This is a genomic window from Pseudomonas sp. W5-36, from assembly GCF_046540455.1.
GTDB lineage: Bacteria > Pseudomonadota > Gammaproteobacteria > Pseudomonadales > Pseudomonadaceae > Aquipseudomonas > Aquipseudomonas graminis_B.
On record NZ_JAXCIQ010000005.1, the window covers coordinates 62,946 to 80,899 of the forward strand.

14 protein-coding genes are annotated in these 17,954 nt (G+C 59.4%); 5 read left to right on the forward strand and 9 right to left on the reverse strand.

Going from position 1 to position 17,954, the window contains the following annotated elements; genetic code table 11:
* Window positions 1-105: 105 nt before the first annotated feature.
* From SLW74_RS10865 to SLW74_RS10875, 3 genes are all read right to left on the reverse strand, one after another.
* Window positions 106-738, reverse strand: coding sequence for a DUF5666 domain-containing protein (locus SLW74_RS10865; protein ID WP_410928858.1), 633 nt, complete (start codon window positions 736-738; stop codon window positions 106-108).
* A 226-nt stretch (window positions 739-964) separates the two neighbouring features.
* Window positions 965-2,431 carry a D-alanyl-D-alanine carboxypeptidase/D-alanyl-D-alanine-endopeptidase gene (dacB, locus tag SLW74_RS10870; RefSeq protein ID WP_410928859.1) on the reverse strand — a complete coding sequence of 489 codons (1,467 nt, stop codon included), beginning with the start codon at window positions 2,429-2,431 and terminating at the stop codon, window positions 965-967.
* A gap of 377 nt (window positions 2,432-2,808) precedes the next feature.
* Window positions 2,809-3,153: a YggL family protein gene (locus SLW74_RS10875; protein WP_065988787.1), complete on the reverse strand. Its 345-nt coding sequence runs from the start codon at window positions 3,151-3,153 to the stop codon at window positions 2,809-2,811.
* 440 nt (window positions 3,154-3,593) lie between these two features.
* Between SLW74_RS10875 and SLW74_RS10880 the strand changes: the two genes are divergently transcribed.
* Window positions 3,594-8,270 (forward strand): RHS repeat-associated core domain-containing protein, encoded by a 4,677-nt coding sequence (locus SLW74_RS10880; protein WP_410928860.1) that lies wholly within the window; start codon window positions 3,594-3,596, stop codon window positions 8,268-8,270.
* Entirely contained in the window at window positions 8,267-8,686 is a 420-nt protein-coding gene (locus SLW74_RS10885) for a hypothetical protein (RefSeq protein WP_244656862.1), read from the forward strand. Before SLW74_RS10880 ends, SLW74_RS10885 begins: the two co-directional genes overlap by 4 nt.
* Window positions 8,687-9,230: 544 nt before the next feature.
* On the opposite strand, the gene SLW74_RS10890 is transcribed toward SLW74_RS10885, so the two are convergent.
* On the reverse strand, window positions 9,231-10,391 hold the full coding sequence (locus SLW74_RS10890; RefSeq protein WP_410928861.1) for a cysteine desulfurase family protein: 1,161 nt from the start codon (window positions 10,389-10,391) through the stop codon (window positions 9,231-9,233).
* Between the two features lie 206 nt (window positions 10,392-10,597).
* Here SLW74_RS10890 and SLW74_RS10895 point away from each other — a divergent pair, with 206 nt between their 5' ends.
* Window positions 10,598-11,059: an Lrp/AsnC family transcriptional regulator gene (locus tag SLW74_RS10895; RefSeq protein ID WP_192130271.1), complete on the forward strand. Its 462-nt coding sequence runs from the start codon at window positions 10,598-10,600 to the stop codon at window positions 11,057-11,059.
* A gap of 95 nt (window positions 11,060-11,154) precedes the next feature.
* On the opposite strand, the gene pcsA is transcribed toward SLW74_RS10895, so the two are convergent.
* Window positions 11,155-11,874 (reverse strand): phosphatidylcholine synthase, encoded by a 720-nt coding sequence (pcsA, locus tag SLW74_RS10900; RefSeq protein WP_065988791.1) that lies wholly within the window; start codon window positions 11,872-11,874, stop codon window positions 11,155-11,157.
* Between the two features lie 286 nt (window positions 11,875-12,160).
* Between pcsA and SLW74_RS10905 the strand changes: the two genes are divergently transcribed.
* Complete coding sequence (locus tag SLW74_RS10905; RefSeq protein WP_410928862.1) at window positions 12,161-12,490, forward strand: hypothetical protein; 330 nt, start codon at window positions 12,161-12,163, stop codon at window positions 12,488-12,490.
* Window positions 12,491-12,545: 55 nt separating this feature from the next.
* On the opposite strand, the gene SLW74_RS10910 is transcribed toward SLW74_RS10905, so the two are convergent.
* Both SLW74_RS10910 and SLW74_RS10915 read right to left on the reverse strand, forming a co-directional pair.
* Window positions 12,546-14,540 carry a peptidase U32 family protein gene (locus SLW74_RS10910; protein ID WP_065988793.1) on the reverse strand — a complete coding sequence of 665 codons (1,995 nt, stop codon included), beginning with the start codon at window positions 14,538-14,540 and terminating at the stop codon, window positions 12,546-12,548.
* Window positions 14,541-14,662: 122 nt separating this feature from the next.
* Complete coding sequence (locus SLW74_RS10915) at window positions 14,663-15,043, reverse strand: RidA family protein (RefSeq protein WP_410928863.1); 381 nt, start codon at window positions 15,041-15,043, stop codon at window positions 14,663-14,665.
* 443 nt (window positions 15,044-15,486) lie between these two features.
* On the opposite strand from SLW74_RS10915, the gene SLW74_RS10920 reads away from it, so the two are divergent.
* Entirely contained in the window at window positions 15,487-16,344 is an 858-nt protein-coding gene (locus SLW74_RS10920) for an SDR family oxidoreductase (RefSeq protein ID WP_410928864.1), read from the forward strand.
* 82 nt (window positions 16,345-16,426) lie between these two features.
* On the opposite strand, the gene SLW74_RS10925 is transcribed toward SLW74_RS10920, so the two are convergent.
* Window positions 16,427-16,645 carry a PLDc N-terminal domain-containing protein gene (locus SLW74_RS10925; RefSeq protein ID WP_410928865.1) on the reverse strand — a complete coding sequence of 73 codons (219 nt, stop codon included), beginning with the start codon at window positions 16,643-16,645 and terminating at the stop codon, window positions 16,427-16,429.
* Between the two features lie 25 nt (window positions 16,646-16,670).
* Complete coding sequence (locus SLW74_RS10930; protein WP_065988797.1) at window positions 16,671-17,918, reverse strand: zinc-dependent alcohol dehydrogenase; 1,248 nt, start codon at window positions 17,916-17,918, stop codon at window positions 16,671-16,673.
* Window positions 17,919-17,954 lie beyond the last annotated feature (36 nt).

Below are 17,954 nucleotides of genomic sequence, written 5' to 3' on the forward strand. Positions count from 1 at the left end.
CTGCGCGTGCTGACCGGTTCTATCATGTCCCAGCGTCGCGCAGGCTTTGAGCACCACAGACCATTCACCTTGGCCGCTTTACCTCGGCTTTTCACATCAACTGCTTCACATCGGCCGAGTCACGCCATTTTGCCCGGCAGAAATCGACAGCGCGGTCAGCGTGTTGTCCGCGCCTTTCTGCGCTTGCAGCACCACCTTCACGCCGGGCTTGAGCAAGCTGCGATCGCCGGGCACCAGGTTGACGATCGGCACGTCGTCAGGGATGACGATCTTCTTTTGCCCGCCCTTGTAGTTCACCGTGATGGTGCGTCCGGTGCTGGCGACCAGATCGCCAACCGATCCGTTGGTCATGGTGCTGTCCGGCGTCAGGTCAAAAGCCCGATGGCCATCTCCCGTGCCCGCCATGGCTGGCGGAAACACATGCACCTCGAGCGCCTTTAGCGAACCGTCCGGCAACGGCACCGCCGCGGAGCCGATGTAGCTGCCCGGTTTGATTTCCGACACTTGCGCCAGGGTCACGCCACGAATCTGTGTATCAGGGGTCAACGCAACCTGCAGGTCCTCTCCGCGATTGCTGTGGATTTTCAGCGAATCGCCTTCGATCGCAGTGATGGCGCCGCGCACGCGGGTGGGTTTGCCGTCTTCGGCGTGGGCGGGCAGCGCTGCCGACAGCAGTGCGCCGAGCAATCCGGACAGGAGAAGGGCGTGGCGGAGGGGCTGGGTTCTGGACGTCTTCATTGGCAGCGCGAATCCTGTGATGGGCTGAGCACTGAGCATAGCGGTAGTGCCCGTCCAAGTGCATGACATCGGCGTCAGCAAGCGGGGCCTGGCATCGGCGCATCCGGTGGACCTGCGCAAGCAGATGCTCGGTTTGCCGGAGTTGGCGTAGGGCGGGGGGGCAGGAAGGTTGCGGCCAGGCTGTGCGTCGGTCGTCGAACGACTTCGCACAGCACGGCGCGGGGGATTACTGCTGAAGGGAAATCGACGTGCTCGCGAGTTTCGGCTGGTTGTACAGGCTGACCAGCACTTCATCCAGCACCGAAGACGCACCCCACGGACGGGGGTCGTTCAGGATTGCCACGACGACCCAGGTGTTACCGTTGCTGTCGCGGCTGAATCCGGAGATCGCCCGAACGGTGTTCAATGTGCCGGTCTTGATGTGGGCTTCACCGCGCAGGGCCGTGCGTTTCAGGCGTTTACGCATGGTGCCGTCCATCCCTGCCAGCGGCAGCGAGCTCATGAATTCGGCTTGAAACGGGCTGTTCCACGCTGCCTGGAGCATCTGCGCCATTTCCCGCGCGCTGACCCGTTCGGCGCGGGACAGGCCTGAACCGTTCTCCATCACCAGGTGCGTTGCGATGATGCCTTTCTTGGCCAGCCACTGGCGCACCACACGCTGCGCGGCCTTGGCATCGTCACCGTCGGCTTCGTTGCGGAACTCAGCGCCCAGACTGAGGAACAGCTGCTGGGCCATGGTGTTGTTACTGAATTTGTTGATGTCGCGGATGATCTCCGCCAGATCCGGCGAGAACGCCCTGGCCAGCAGCTTGGCGCTGCCGGGCGTCACGTCCAGACGGTCCTTGCCGAGAATGGTCCCGCCCAGTTCCTGCCAGATGGCACGCACGGCGCCCGCGGTATAGGTCGGGTGGTCGAGCAGCGACAGATACGTCTGGGAATTGCAGCCGTCGCCCAATTGGCCGGATACCGTTACGGTGATCCCGCCATCGGCTTCCGGTACCGGGTTGTACAGCACGTCGCCAGTGCATTTGCTGGAGGACAGCGCCTTGACCTGATTGTTGATGTGGATGGCGGCGATGGGCGGCTCCACCGAGACCAGAATCTTGCCACCGTCGTTGCGGGTGACGAAACGCAAGGCCTTGAGGTTGACCATCAAGGAGTCGGGACGCACCAGGAACGGCTTGTTCTTGTCGTTGCCATCGTCGTCGAACACTGGCAGCTGCGGTTGCACGAAATGGCTGCGATCCAGGACCAGATCACCGGTCACTTGCTGCACGCCGTTGGCCCGCAAATCGCGCATCAGCAGCCACAGGCGTTCCATGTTCAGCTTGGGATCTCCGCCGCCCTTGAGGTACAGGTTGCCGCGCAGAACGCCATTGCTGAGGATGCCGTCGGTGTAGAACTCGGTTTTCCACTGATGGGTCGGGCCGAGCATTTCCAGCGCGGCGTAAGTCGTCACCAGCTTCATGGTCGAGGCCGGATTGACCGACACATCGGCGTTGAAAACAGTCGGGGTGCCGGGTCCGCTGACCGGTAGCATCACCAGCGACAGCGCATCGTTCTGCAGCTTGCTGGCTTTGAGTGCTTCTTGGACCTTGGGAGGCAGGGCGGTGTTGATGGGAGCGGCGGCGATGGAGAATGAGAGGGGCAAAAGCAGGGTGGCGATAAACAGCGGACGCAAAGACTTGATCATTCAATAAACCCTACTGCAGCAAACACGGAGATGAAGAGGGGGTGAATTCCCTAGCACGGTGAACGAACCGCCAGAAAATGCCCGATAGCAGGGCGTGACACTGGCGTTTCGGTAAAGCGGCATTATGCCCCAAGCTTTCGTGACTTGCGCCGGGGTACAGCCGTCAAACCGCGCTATTTTTTGCGCTTGCCCATTTAAAGTCACGTTAAACCGTGAATTTCTCTGCCTGTGTCTGGCTGGGCTTTGCACCTGGCAGTGCGATGAGTGATAGCTGGACACGTTTTCTGGCGAGTGAATGCTTGAATCCCGGACACAAAAAAGCCATCCCGGGGGATGGCTTTTTCCGTATCAGCTCGGCGGGAAGGCCCGCCCGCTAATCAGACAGCCGCGTTGATCGGCTTTTCCGGGTACCAGGCGTCCTGCAGAGGGCTGACTTCAACTTCAGTCAGCTCGCTGCGGCCTTTGAGCCAGGCTTCGACAGCGGCGCGCTGTTCTTCGCTGACCGAACCACGGTTGGCCAGGCAGACCAGGCCAAAGTCGTCGCCGCCGACATAGTCCAGACCGTTAGCGTCCATGGCTTCTGTCAGGAAAGCGTCGAGGAAAGCATCAATGGCCTCGTCATCCAGGTCCTCTTTGAAGCCCAGCTTCAGTTCGAAGCCCAATTCCTGGAACTCGTCGACACAGAGTTTTTTGCGCAGACGACGGGAGCGGTTAGTGGCCATGAAGCGTTCCTCTTAAGTAATTTCGGGGCGCAGTCTATCAGCTTCGTCCTGATGGCGCCTGCTTGATGCTGATCAGGGATTTTCGGATTTCTGACCGTGGGGTTGGGGAGGGGCTGGCGCTGAGAGCTTCGGGATGACTCTTAGCCATAATGCGCAAAAAGTTGCGCACTCGTTTGTTGGAAGTGGGGTGATTGATGGGTTGGAGGCCACGTCGTTCGTGGTGTGCAGACGAGTGCGCAAGAAGTTGCACAGGGGTGCGCAACTTCTTGCGCACTTGTTCTTTGTTTTCGGGTTGAGCGTTCGCTTAAACCTGCCGTTGTTTCTCTTAAGCTGTTGATTTTGTTTGGCTAATTGATAGCTGGCATAGCCCTTGATATCTCCGTCGCCCCCGGATTGGCATTCACGCTTTTTCGGATGGTTTTTGAGCACGGAGAGCATCCTTGGCGACCCCCTTAAATCTGCCTGTTGGTGGTGAGAAACGCGAACCTGAAGTGGCGGTTGTGCCGCTTGATCAGATCCAGCTTGAGGACGTCGGGGCCGGCGCGGCCAATGTCGATGCCTGGCTGCAGGACATCAGCGGCGGGGTTGTTTCGCTTGGGCGGATCAAGAGCGCTGCCGGTTTTCTACCGGTGGTGGGCAACATCATGGCGCTGGTTGATGCGCTGAATGACATCGTTCGGCTGGCGACGAGTGAGACGCGCGATCCGCTGGATTGGGTGAGTCTGGGCATCAATCTGATTGGCGTCTTGCCGACGCCGCCGACCATGGCGGCAGCGCGAATGAGCCTGCGGCCGACGCTGTTTCTGGTGCGTCAGGAGATGCGTCAGGCGGGCAAGTTGGTGCTTGGGGAATCGCTGATTGAGGTGCTGATTGGGCATCTCAATGCGGACATCGTTGGCACGCTTGATGACTTCGTGACCCAGGCGCAGGGCAAGCTTCCCGGGGTTCTCGACGCTGCGGGGAAACTGGGCGAAGGCGTGTTTAACGAGATCGCCAAGGGCCTGGAGAGCGTGATCAACGGCGATCTCGATGCCGAGGGCAATCTGCTTGAGGCGGTGGAGCTGATCAGCGAGGGGCGCCAGCAGTGGGACTACGATCCCAAAGGCGCGATTTCCAATATCTTCATCGCGGTTGCCGACGTTTACATCGCTGCCGGCCAACACATCGTCAACGGCACCGTCGAGCATCTTGTGCCTGAGGTGCTGAAAGACCCGGTACGCAGGCAGGCCAAAGCGCTGCGTGCCATGGGCTCGGAGCTTCGGACCCAGATTAATGGTCTGGCGGATCCTGGGGTCCAGAACTCGATTGGGGCGTTGCTGCAGACTTTGGCGGGTGCAGTGGTCTCCTGGCGGGCGCGCAACGGGCATGGGCAGTCTTTCAACATAAAGCCGGGGATGGTTAATCAGGCCAAGCGCCGGGCCGGCGAAGGCAAGCTCGAAGTTGTTCAGCACGAGAGGCCTGCCAAGGGTCGGCCCAACGAACAGAAGAATTGCGCCTGTGCGTCGACGATCAAGAGCATCAGCTTTGCGATGGGTTCGGAGTCGGTCAGTCATACCGATTTCAGCCTGCCAGGGCCGTTTCCGATTGAGTGGACGCGGACTTATTGTTCGAGTCTGGATGCCTACGATGAGGATGTTATCGGCGCACGGTGGATTACGCCGTTTACTACACGCTTCGATCTCGTCGGTGATGGTTTGGTGTTTCATGACTCCGATGGGCGTAGCCATGAATTTCCTCTTCCCAAGCTAAAACTTTTTCACTTCAACGCCATTGAAAACCTGACCGTCGTTCGCCTCAGCAAGGACCGGTTAGTGCTGATGCGTGGCCTGGAACACAGGGAAACCTATGTTCGACGGGGTGGTCGTTTTGTTCTGATCAACAAGGTTTTGCCCAACGACGCTGGGGTGATGCTGCATTACGAGCATCCGCACGGCGGGGGGGTGGTGCTCTCCGAGTTGGTGACTTACTCGGAGAAAGATGTAAACAAAGTCCATCTGCGCCTGGGTACGTTGATTGATGATCAGGGGCGGTTGACGGGTGTTTGGGAAATTCGTGGCGGGGACGTTAAACGTCAACTGTGCGCGTATCAGTACGATGATTCTGGCGATCTTGTTCTGGCTCAGGACGAGAACGGCGGTACATGGAGTTATCAGTATCAAGATCACCTGATCACGCGCTACACCGACCGTACGAATCGCGGTTTGAACCTGCAGTGGCAAGGCACCGGTCCCGACGCCAAGGCCGCGCGCGAGTGGGCGGACGACGGCAGCTTTGATACGCGATTGGCGTGGGATGAAAACATTCGTCTCACCTATGTCACTGATGCACTCGGTCACGAAACCCGGCACTACTACGACAGCCTCGGTTACACGTACCGCATCTGCCATGCTGACGGCCGTTCTGAGTGGTTCTTCCGTGATGCTGCCAAGAACATCATCCGCCATGTCCACACCGACGGCAGCACGGATCGCTATCGCTACGACAAGCTAAGCAACCTGACCGAACACACCCGCGCTGACCACAGCGTCATCAATTACGCCTACGACGACAAAAGCCACCTGATCAAGATCAGCGATGGCGAGGGCGGGCTGTGGAAACGGGACTATGACCTTCGGGGCAATTTGATCGAAGCGATTGATCCGCTAGAGAACGTTACCGAATACGCCTACAACTCGTTCGGGCTTCCAACGGCGATCAAGGATGCCTACGGGAATACCAAATCGTTGGCTTACAACGACGCGGGTCAGCTGGTTAAGTACGCCGACTGCTCGGGCAAGGTCAGTGATTGGGAGTACGACGAACGCGGCCAAATGATCCGCTTTACCGATCCGGCCGGGCACAGCACGACCTACGAGTACAAGTTAGGTCAGTTAGTGCTGATCAAGCATCCGGACAAAACCGAAGAACGTTTTAGCCGCGATGCCGAAGGTCGTTTGCTGGCTTATTCGGATGGCCTCGAACGCTGTACCACCTGGCGCTATAACGCTGCCGGCTTTATCGCTGAACGCGTCGATGCCGCCGACCAAACCCTGCGCTACCGCTGGGACAAGCTCGGCCGTCTCGTTGCGCTGGAAAACGAAAACGAACGCCGCGCCCACTTTCACTACGACCCGGTCGGCAGGCTGTTGGAAGAACGCGGCTTCGACAATCGCTGCACTCGCTATCAGTACGATTCGGAAACAGGACGGCTTGCTCAAACGGTTAACGGCCAACGCACTATCGCACTGACCTTCGACCCGATGGGCCGCTTGACCGAGCGCCGCGCCACCCTCGGCGAACAGTTCCAGAGCGAAACCTTTGCCTACGACGGCAATGGCCATCTGGTCATGGCGACCAACGCCGTCAGCAAGCTGCAATGGTTTCATGACCCGGCCGGCAATCTGCTGCGCGAACATCAGCATTACTCGAATCTGGATAAACCCCTGGCTGCGGTCTGGCAGCACGAGTACGACGCCCTCAACAACCGCGTTGCCACCATTCGCCCGGACGGCCACCGCGTCAGTTGGCTGACCTACGGCAGCGGTCATCTGCTCGGTCTGAAGCTCGACGAGCACGAGCTGCTGAGCTACGAGCGCGATGATCTTCACCGCGAAGTCGCCCGTTATCAGGGCAACCAACTCCTGCAAACCCAAAACTGGGACCCAGCAGGACGCCTCCAAGAACAACTGCTGGGCCTAGCAGACGACAAAGCCACACTCATTAAACGCGCGTATACCTACGACGCTGCCGGGCAGCTCACCGACATCAACGACAGCCGTCGCGGTTCTCTTGCTTATAAATACGATCCCGTCAGCCGCCTGCTCGCCGCCACGAGTCGCCTCGGCACGGAGCACTTCGCCTTCGACCCCGCGAGCAACCTGCTCGACGACAGCGCAGCACCCGTCCGCCGTCCACTCGATCCCGAACGTGTCCGCAACAAACTCGTGGACAACCTGCTGCGCGACTACGCCGGCAACCACTACGAGTACGACGAACGCGGCAACCTGACCGAGCGCTGGACCAAAGGCCTGCGTAGCGAGCTGCACTGGGACCTTTTCGATCGCCTTGTACATTTCTACGATCCGCGCCTGACTGTCGACTTCGGCTACGACCCTCTCGGACGTCGCCTCTACAAACTCTCAAAAGCCCACTACCGGCCACGCCCCGAAGCCGGCACCGGCTGGAACGAAAACGAACACGCCCGCAAAGAGCGCGAACTCGGCTGCGGCTTCACCCTCTACGGCTGGGACGGCGACAACCTCGCCTGGGAAAGCAGTCCGCCGCCCTATGCCGGCGCGCTAGGCCGCACGGTGCATTACATCCACGAACCCGGCACCTTTGTGCCCGTGGCCCAGGCCATCCGCCACGAAACCATCCGCCTCGTCAGCCAGCCGGCATACGAAGGTCGCTACAACTTCAAAGAAGACCCGCTGTGGAACTACAAACCGGTGGCGCTGCCGATTGATGCGTTGGCCTGGTACCAATGCGACCACCTCGGCACCCCCCAGGAAATCACCGACCAGAACGGCCACACCGCATGGAGCGCGCAATACAAAGCCTGGGGCGAAGCGCAAGAAAACCGTTCGGAGTTCGCCCAACAAGTCGGCCTGACCAACCCGATCCGCTTCCAAGGCCAATACCACGACCACGAAACCGGCCTGCACTACAACCGGCATCGATACTATGATCCAAGGGTCGGGCGGTTCATTAGCGAGGACCCGATTGGGTATCTAGGTGGACTGAACATCTACCAATACGGGCCGAACTCAATCAGCTGGGTCGATCCGTTAGGGCTGGCAAGTTCGGCCGTTGGACCGGGGCGAAAGCCTAAGTCTGATAAGCCTAACCAAAACTGTAAACGCGCATGCAGAAAAAAATGGGAGGTAAATCGGTACGACAGGGTTTGCGAGGGTAATGTCCCTGGCGTGGGTTATGCGAAATACTACCTAGATCCTAAAAAACAGCAGTGGTGGTCAGTAGATAAGACAGGCCATGGTGAAAGTGCTTGGAAAGTCTACGACGAATCTGGCGAGTGGCTCGCGGACACTGACATTTACGGAGACCATATGAACAAGCATAAAAGTGGGGTCGGAAAGAATATTAGTTTTAAATCTTTGAAGTGTAAGGATGAAAAATGATTACATCTGCTGAGGAGTTTATTGCTTTACGGAGTAGCTCCATCAAAAGTGAATACGATAGAGCTGCAACTGAGGAGGCCCCGATTTCGGTATGGCGAGATGTAATAAAAAGATACCCGAATTACAGAAGATGGGTTTCGCATAATAAAAATGTCCCATTAGAGATCCTAGAAGAGCTATGCCAGTTTGATAGCACCGTCCGGCAGTTCGTTGCAGCAAAAAGAAAGCTGTCACCGGCGCTCTTCGAAGTTCTATCTAGGGATGAGAGCTACGTTGTACGCATCGCAGTGGCCGCCAACAAAAAAGCACCAATTACAATATTGGAAAGACTACTTAATGATCAAAACAAGCATGTTGCTCGCGCAGCAGAATACAACCTTGAAGAGACTAAAAATAAAAATAGACGTAGGGAGTAATGCTCTTTGGGTTCTTTCGTATTAAGGCGGGCTGCCTACGATAGCTTATTGGGACGGACCCCTTGAACTAGTGAAAGTCATATTGACATCCGTAACCCCATCGATTTACCCACAGTTCGAGGGAGGCCGCACGGCTCATGAGTCACGAATATAGATTGGTTTTTCCTAATGTTCTTACCGCCCGCTGCCTTATGAGCGCTCTGAGGGCGAGTGAGTATTGCGTCCGAGCAGATCAAGAGTTTGTTTACTTGAAAGATTGCATCTCCGAGACCGAGGCGAATTACGATGCACGCTTAAGCTATTATGACCAAAATTCACTGTGGCTTGAGGGGTTAAAGGGGACGGATACCTTTTGAAACTTTAACCCCTTCCGCCATCGGGGACAGATTGATTTACGGTGAAGCGCTGTAAATAAATCAGTCCCCTTACGATCGTCTTTTGAACCTTTAACCCCTTCCGCTATCGGGGACAGATTAATTTACGGTGAAGCGCTGTAAATAAATCAGTCCCCTTATAATCGTCCCTTTACGATCAACCCACTTTCCTACCAAAACGTCGTAGCCGGCGCAGTCAACTTCCCGGCAATCACTGCAATCGCCTTCTCCACATCACTCACCTCGGTATACCGCCCCAGGCTTAACCGCAAGCTGCTCCCGGCCTGGGCTTTACTCAGCCCCAACGCCAGTAACACGTGAGAAACGCTGCTGCTCGCCGAGTTACACGCCGAGGTCGAAGAAACGGCCAGTTCGCTGGCAAGACTGGCAACGTTAAACCCCGGGCTGTCGATGCAGACGTTGAGCGTATGGGGAACGCGTTGTTGGGGATCGCCGTTCAGGCTCACGCCGTCCAAGCCGAGCAGGCCTTCGCGCAGTTGCGCGGACAACGCAGCGATGCGCGCGGCTTCTTCGTCCATTTCGGCGCTGGCCAGTGCGTACGCCGCGCCCATGCCGACGATCTGGTGGGTGGCGAGGGTGCCGGAGCGGTAACCCTGTTCGTGGCCGCCGCCGTGCATCTGTGCTTCGAGCAGCGATCGCGCGCGGTCGCCGACATAGAGTGCGCCGATGCCTTTCGGGCCGTAGGTTTTGTGCGCGGAGAAGGACATCAGGTCCACCGGCAATGCGCTCAGGTCGATCGCCAGTTTGCCAGCGCCCTGGGCGGCGTCGACGTGGAAGAGGGCGCCGTGTTCACGCACGATTTGGCCGATGGCCGAGATATCGGTGACGGTGCCCAGTTCGTTGTTGACCAGCATCAGCGACACCAACAGCGTGTCATCTCGCAGTGCGTGGCGCACGGCGTCGGGGTGAATCAGGCCGCGGCTGTCGGGTTCGAGCCAGGTCACCGGGCAACCGGCTTGCTCAAGCTGGCGAACGGTGTCGATGACGGCTTTGTGTTCGATGGTGCTGGTGATGAGGTGGCGGCGGGCGCCATTGTTGGGGTTGAGCGCGATGCCCTTGATCGCCAGATTGTTGGACTCTGTCGCGCCTGAGGTCCAGACCAGGTCATCGGCACTGCAACCCACCAGTTCTGCAACCTGACGGCGCGCCAACTCCACGGACTGCCGGGCCTGATTGCCGTAGGCGTGGGAGCTGGAGGCCGGGTTGCCGAAGGTACCTTCGCGGCCGAGGCAGGTGACCATGGCCTGGATGACGCGGTCATCGACCGGGGTGGTGGCGGCGTAATCGAAATAACAAGGGAGTGTTTTCATGGGGAGTTCTGCGCTGTCCGTCGTGCCGAAAATACTACTAGCGTCAGGGTGAAAAAAAATTGATTCCTCAACGGAGATTTGCCCTCGGATTAGAATTAATTTCCATCAAAGGCTCATTAAAGGGAATATCATTTTATGAGCTGGCCTTTCTGGCCTATCCTTATCGCTTCCCGGCATATGAATTTACCGAGGCCACCGCGCGTTCCATGGACAAATTCGACCAGGCCATCCTGAGCATTCTGCAGAACGACTGCACCCGCCCGATTGCAGAAATTGCCGACAGCGTCGGCCTCGGCAGCACCGCATGCTGGCGTCGCGTACAAAAGCTCGAAGAGCAGGGCATGATTCGCGGGCGGGTTGCGCTGCTTGACCCGGCGCAGTTGAACGTCGCGGTAACGGTGTTCGCCGCCATTCGAACCAATCAGCACAACGCCCAGTGGCTGGGTCGTTTCCATGATCTGATCGCCACGCTGCCCGAAGTGGTGGAGTGTTACCGCATGGCGGGCGATACCGACTACATGCTGCGGATCGTGGTGCCGGACATCGCTGGCTACGATGCCGTTTACAAAAAGCTGATCCAGTTGTCGGGCATCACTGACATGAGTTCCAGCTTCGCCATGGAGCAGATCAAGTCCACGACCCAGCTGCCGTTGAGCTACACCCTGTAAACCCGCATCAGCACGCTTCATCCAAATCCTGCGCAAAAAAACAGCCCTCCGAAGAGGGCTGCTTTTTTATGCGTCGAAGAAAGTCGTCTGTTGAATCAGACGCGGGCTTTGTCGATCCATTCCATGGACGTGCGCCAGATGCAGATCCCCAGGAAGTACGCTGACATGGCCAACCACACGAACAGGGCCACCGATCCGTTGTACGGATGATTCATCACCAGCAGGAAGCTGCAGAAGAACCACACGGCAGTGACTGCGATGTTCAGGGGCATGAAGCGGCGGACGCGGAACGGGTGCAGGAACTTCATGCGTGTCACCGTCAGCAGCGCCAGGCAGATCACCGTGATGAAAGTCAGCCACGGCGCCGGAGAAAGGATGTAGACGCACAGGGCGACGACGTTCCAGGCGGCGGGGAAGCCCTGAAAGTAGTTGTCCTTGCTTTTCATTTCGACGTTGCAGAAACAGAACAGCGACGACACCAGGATGATCGAGGTGGTCAGCAGCAGGGTGTATTCCGGCAGCGGGATGTAGCGGTAGATGAACAGGGCGGGAATGAACACGTAGGTCAGGTAATCGATCACCAGGTCGAGCACCGAGCCGTCGAAGTGCGGCAGGACCGACTGCACGTTCAGCTTGCGCGCCAGGGAGCCGTCTACGCCATCGACGATCAGGGCGAAGCCCAGCCAGAGCAGGCACGCCTTGGGTTGGTTGTCGAACAGAGCAATGGTCGCGAGAAAGGCGAGCACCACGCCCGTGGCAGTAAAACCATGGGCGCCCCAGGCCTTGAGCCAAGCGATGCGTTGAATCGGAATCATGGACGGTCCTTCTGGAAATAAGCGGGTTCGGTCGGGTACAACAACGGTCGACGGAACCAGAGGTGCATCTATCGACCGGGGATCGGTCGATAAGGTTCATACGTAACCCCTACACGGTAGCAGGCGGCGCAGGCTTTCGTTACTCAAATGTGACGCCGTGCCGTGGAGCGCAGGGGTGCAGGTGTCATTGGTCGGCTGACAAACAAAAAAGGCAATATGCTGGCCCCGATGGGCGCCGTACCTCGTCAGAATCCACGCCTGATCAGTCACTTAGGCAAGGAATCGCATGTCATTTCTCAAGACTCTACTGACCTTCTGCGTGCTCATAACGGTGACTTCCCAGGCCTTCGCGCGCAGTCCAAACAAGAACGAACGCGACCTCTGCACCTGGGGCGCGGGGATGGCCGGTACCGCTCAACAATACAAACTGTCCGGCCTGACGCTGTACGGCGCCCGCAAGAAGATGCAGGCCCAGCATTTCGCCCAGCAATGGATGCGCATGAGTGCCCTGGGCATTACCGAGCAGACTTACGACAGCCCTTCGAGGCTGCGGCCGGAATGCGTCAAACAGGTGTATTACGAAGGCTGCATCAAGCACGAAGTCGCACGGCGCTGACTGACCGCGCTGCAGCCCTGGAGGTGCAGCGCGAGCAATCAACGCGATAGCAGGATCAGTGCGCCCCGCGCGGGATGGTCTTCAGCAGATCAGCAGGGCTGATATGCCCCACCACCTGAACGCCGCTGCCCGGCTGGGGCAGGCCCAGAATATGGCCTTTGATCTTGCCGATCACGTGCATCTCGCACGGCTTGCAATCGAACTTCAACGTCAGCACCTCATCGCCATGGACCAGTTGCATCGGCGCGACCTTGGTGCGCACGCCGGTCACGCCCTTGGCCTGCTTGGGGCACAGGTTGAAGGAGAAGCGCAGGCAGTGTTTGGTAATCATCACCGGCACTTCGCCTTTCTCTTCATGGGCCTCGTACGCGGCGTCGATCAACTGCACGCCGTGACGGTGATAGAAGTGCCGCGCCTTCTCGTTGTAAACGTTGGCCAGGAACGACAGGTGCGCCTCGGGGTAAACCGGCGGCGGCGACGTTTCCGGCTTGCGGGCACCGCGCGGGTGCGCCTGGATGCGAGCGGCGGTCAAGGTCTCGATGACTTCACGGCGCAACGCTTTAAGTTGCGAGTTCGGAATGAAGAACGCTTGCGGCGCGTCCAGCTCAATGGCAGTCGCGTGGTATTCGGTGGTGCCGAGCTGGCCGAGCAGATCGTGGAGCTGCTCCAGCGCCTGCTCCGGTTTATTGGCGACGCCAAACGGGCCGTTCAGCTCGACGCGAGCGCTGATGCCTTCCTCGCTGGTGGCGACCAGTTCCAGACGCTCTTCACGCAGGCGCGCCACCCATGACAGGCCGATGCGGCGTTCGGCCGAGGTCTTCTGCAAAGCCTGTTGCCAGTTGTGATCGAGGTTGCGACTGAGCGGATGGTTGGGCCGCAGTTGCAAACCTTTTGGCATCTCGTTCGGCTCGACGCGGTAGCGGTAACGCTTCTCGCCGTCTTCTTCGAACTCACCTTTTGGCTCGGCGATGTTGGCGCGGAAACCCACCACTTCGCGCTTGACCAGCACATTGAGGCCGTCACCGTTGGACAGCGGCTCATGGGTCACCACCTGCAAGTCACGCTTACCGACTTTCTCGACCACGCCGACCAGCAGGCCGGTGAAGGTCGGCGAATCGAACGCGCCGATGTCGACCTTGCGGTCGGTGACGAAATAGTCGGTGCTGCCCCGGTGGAAAGTCTTGTCCGGGTCCGGCAGGAAGAAGTGCGCGGTGCGGCCGCTGGAGGCGCGGGCCAGGTCCGGACGGTCTTCGAGGATCTCGTCCAGACGCTGACGGTAGTAGGCCGTGATGTTCTTCACATAGCCCATGTCCTTGTAGCGGCCTTCGATCTTGAACGAACGCACGCCGGCATCCACCAGTGCGCGCAGGTTGGCGCTCTGGTTGTTGTCTTTCATCGACAGCAGGTGCTTCTCGTAGGCAACCACGCGGCCCTGATCGTCTTTCAGCGTGTAGGGCAGACGGCAGGCCTGGGAGCAGTCGCCACGGTTGGCACTGCGCCCGGTGTGTGCGTGGGAAATATTGCACTGACCGGAGAAAGCTACGCACAGCGCGCCGTGAATGAAGAATTCGATGGCGGCATCGGTTTCGTCGGCGATGGCGCGGATTTCCTGGAGGTTCAGCTCACGGGCCAGCACCAGCTGCGAGAAGCCGGCCTGATCGAGAAAGCGTGCCCGCTCCATGGTGCGGATGTCGGTCTGGGTGCTGGCGTGCAGCTCGATGGGCGGAATGTCCAGCTCCATCACGCCGAGGTCTTGCACGATCAGCGCGTCGACGCCAGCGTCGTAGAGCTGATGTATCAGCTTGCGCGCCGGCTCCAGCTCGTTGTCGTGAAGGATGGTGTTGATGGTGGTGAAGACGCGGGCGTGGTAGCGGCGGGCGAATTCGACCAGTTGGGCGATCTCGCTGACGTCGTTGGCCGCGTTGTGGCGCGCGCCGAAGCTCGGGCCGCCAATGTAGATCGCGTCAGCGCCATGCAGAATGGCCTCGCGGGCAATGGCCACGTCGCGGGCAGGGCTGAGCAATTCCAGATGATGTTTGGGCAGAGACATATTTTTTTAGTCGGCACGGTCACGGTCAAGGCGCGCATTGTAGCGGCGAAACGCCTGACCGGCACCCGTCTGCTGCCCGATGGCGCCCGCCTGTGGGGTGGGGGCGCCGGAAACCCGCGTGATCAGGCCTTGGCGGCCATCGCCGTGACTTCCACGCGCATGCCTTCGACGGCCAACGCGGCGACGCCCACTGCGGCGCGCACAGGCCAGGGTTTGGCGAAAAAGCGTGTGTAGACTTCGTTGAATGCGGCGCGATCGGCCATGTCGGTGAGGTAGATGGTCAGGTGCAGCACGCGGTCCATGGAACTGCCGGCCCGCTCCAGTGCCGCTTTCAACGCCTGCAACGTGCATTCGCTCTGCTCGACGATACCGCCCAGTTCCAGACTGCCGTCGGCCCGGGTGGGGATCTGCGTGGAAACCAGCAGACCGCCGAAACCGGCGACGTCCGAGGAGATGGAATCGGCGTCAGGATCCGGCGTGAAGGTGATGTCGTGGTTGGCCATGGGCGTTCTCTTCTACGAGTGTGTGGATGACCGGCCAGGAACGGCCGACGGCCATGATGTCCGACTCGGAAGGGAAAAGGGAGGCTTGACAGCGTCGTGGCCGGCCGAGTGAGCAGGGGTCCGATCAGAAAATTCGTGCCAATGCGCCTGGGGCTGTCCACAAAAAGCGAGCCGCCGTCACGTTATCTCTGACGTGAAGGCGGCTCCGGGGGGGTTGTCAAATCGGCGGATTCAACGTGATTGAAACTAGCAGTGGGGTTAACCGTTAGCTAGCTATCATTTCGCAATACAGTGTTTCCGTTGCGGGAACAATCAACCCCGGCGCTGGAACATCTGGCGAATCGTCTAGCAGGGCCGCTGCAAAAAACTCCGAACTCGTCCCCGGTCGTTCAGTCCACTTTTAACGCTGACCGTTTGGGTTGGAACATTTCAAGGAGAGCCCCATGACTGATTACCCGAAACCGCCGTTCAAGCCTCAACAGCAGCCTGTTCCTGGCGATCAGAGCCGAATGGACCCCTACCCGGACTGCGGCGAGACCCGCTACAAGGGCTCGGGCCGCATGAGCAACAAGATTGCGCTGATCACCGGCGGCGACAGCGGCATTGGCCGTGCAGTCGCTATCGCCTACGCCCGTGAAGGCGCTGACGTGGCGATTTCGTACCTTGATGAACACGAAGATGCCAAGGAAACCGCACGCTGGGTGGAGGAGGCGGGCCGTCAGTGCCTGCTGCTGCCGGGCGATCTGGCTGAGAAGGCGCAGTGCGTGGCCATCGTCGATGAAACGGTGAAGAAGTTCGGCCGCATCGACGTGCTGGTCAATAACGCCGCGTTCCAGATGTCCCACGCATCTCTTGAGGAAATCTCCGACGAGGAATGGGTGAAAACCTTCGATATCAACGTCACCGCGATGTTTCGCATCTGCAAGGCGGCGGTGCCCCACATGGCTGCGGGCAGTTCGATCATCAACACCAGTTCGGTCAATTCCGATTCGCCTAAGCCAACGCTGCTGCCGTACGCGGCCACCAAGGGCGCCATCGCCAACTTCACCGCTGGCCTGGCGCAGTTGCTCGGTGAGCGCGGCATTCGCGTGAACAGTGTCGCGCCCGGTCCGATCTGGACGCCGCTGATTGTGTCGACCATGACCGACGAAGACGTGAAAAGCTTCGGCGAGGAGACGCCACTTGGCCGTCCGGGTCAGCCAGTGGAGGTCGCGCCGATCTACGTCCTGCTGGGGTCCGACGAAGGCAGTTACATTTCGGGCACACGTTACGGCGTGACCGGCGGCAAGCCGATTCTGTAACTGATCATGGATGGACTGCTGCGTCGCGCCCAGGCCTCGCGCCTGCTCGCCGCGCAGCAAAAGAAGCAGCCCGTGCAGCGCTTCAGCCCTTGCGGCGTACCCTGGACGTGGGGGCTCTGGCGATGCCCCGTGGCCCGGCGATGCCCCAGATGGCAACGCCGATCACTGGGAAAATGAAGATCAGCACCACCCAGCCGATTTTGGTCCAGGGCGATTCGGGGCCGCGCCAGACATTGGCGATGGCCCACACGTCGATCAGAAGGATGATGACCACCAGGGCGGCCGAGAACAGCGTGTCCATTTCATTGTCCTCGGTCCGCGCGGGATCACATGGCGGGGATGCCGGTAACCGTTGCAGTACCCGTTTCAGTTTCGGTCACGGATGCAGTCAAAGGGATTTCCGGGCTCCCGGGGGTCAGGATGACCTTGCGGCAGTCTTCCTGTTTCTTGTCGAAAATCTTGTAGCCCTCAGCGGCCTGCTCCAGAGACATGCGGTGGCTGATGATCGCTTCGGGCGCGAGACGGCCGGCTTCAATGTGTTCCAGCAATTCCGGCAGGTAGCGCTGCACGTGAGTCTGGCCCATTTTGAAGGTCAGGCCCTTGTCGAACGCATCGCCGAACAGGAAGCCGTGGATGAAACCGGCGTACACACCCGGCACGCTGACCACGCCGCCACGGCGCACGGCAGCAATGCACTGGCGCAGCGCCTTGCCGCTGCTGCCTTCGATTTTCAGGTTGGTCAGAATGGTTTCGGTGGTGCTGCCCTTGGCTTCGAAACCCACCGCATCGACCACGCCGTCGACACCGCGCATGCCCTTGGTCTGACGAATGATGGTATCGGCCGGGTCGTCGTCTTCATCGAAGTTGATCGGGATCACACCGTAGGTGGCCTGGGCGTACGCCAGTCGGTAAGCGTGATGGTCCACCATGAAGATCTGATCGGCGCCGAGCATCCGGGCCACGGCCGCAGCCATCAACCCCACAGGACCCGCGCCGTAGATGGCGATACTCGAACCCTGGCCGATGCCGGTGTTCAGGACCGCCTGGTAACCGGTGGGCAGGATGTCGGAGAGGAACAGCACCTTTTCGTCCGACAGCGTGCCAGGGACCTTGAACGGCCCGGTGTTGGCTTTCGGCACGCGCACGTATTCGGCCTGGCCGCCAGGGATGCCGCCGTACAAGTGGCTGAAGCCGAACAGCGCAGCCCCCGGTGGAATGGCCTTCTTGTTGATGATCGCGCCGCGACCGGTGTTGGTGGTTTCGCAGGCGGCGTACAGGTCCATGTTGCAGAAGAAGCATTCGCCGCAGGCAATGACGAAGGGGATCACCACTCGGTCGCCGCGCTGCACGGCGGTCACGGCTGAACCGGTGTCTTCGACGATGCCCATGAATTCGTGGCCGAAGATATCGCCGTGTTCGACGGTGGGGATCTTGCCGCGGTAGAGGTGCAGGTCGGAGCCGCAGATTGCGGTAGCGGTCACGCGCAGGATGATGTCGTCAGCCTGTTCGATGACGGGATCGGGGACGGTGTCGACTTTCACGTCATGGGCGCCGTGGTAGGTGAGTGCTCTCATTGTGGTTTTTCTCCGCGATTAATTAGGGGCAACTAA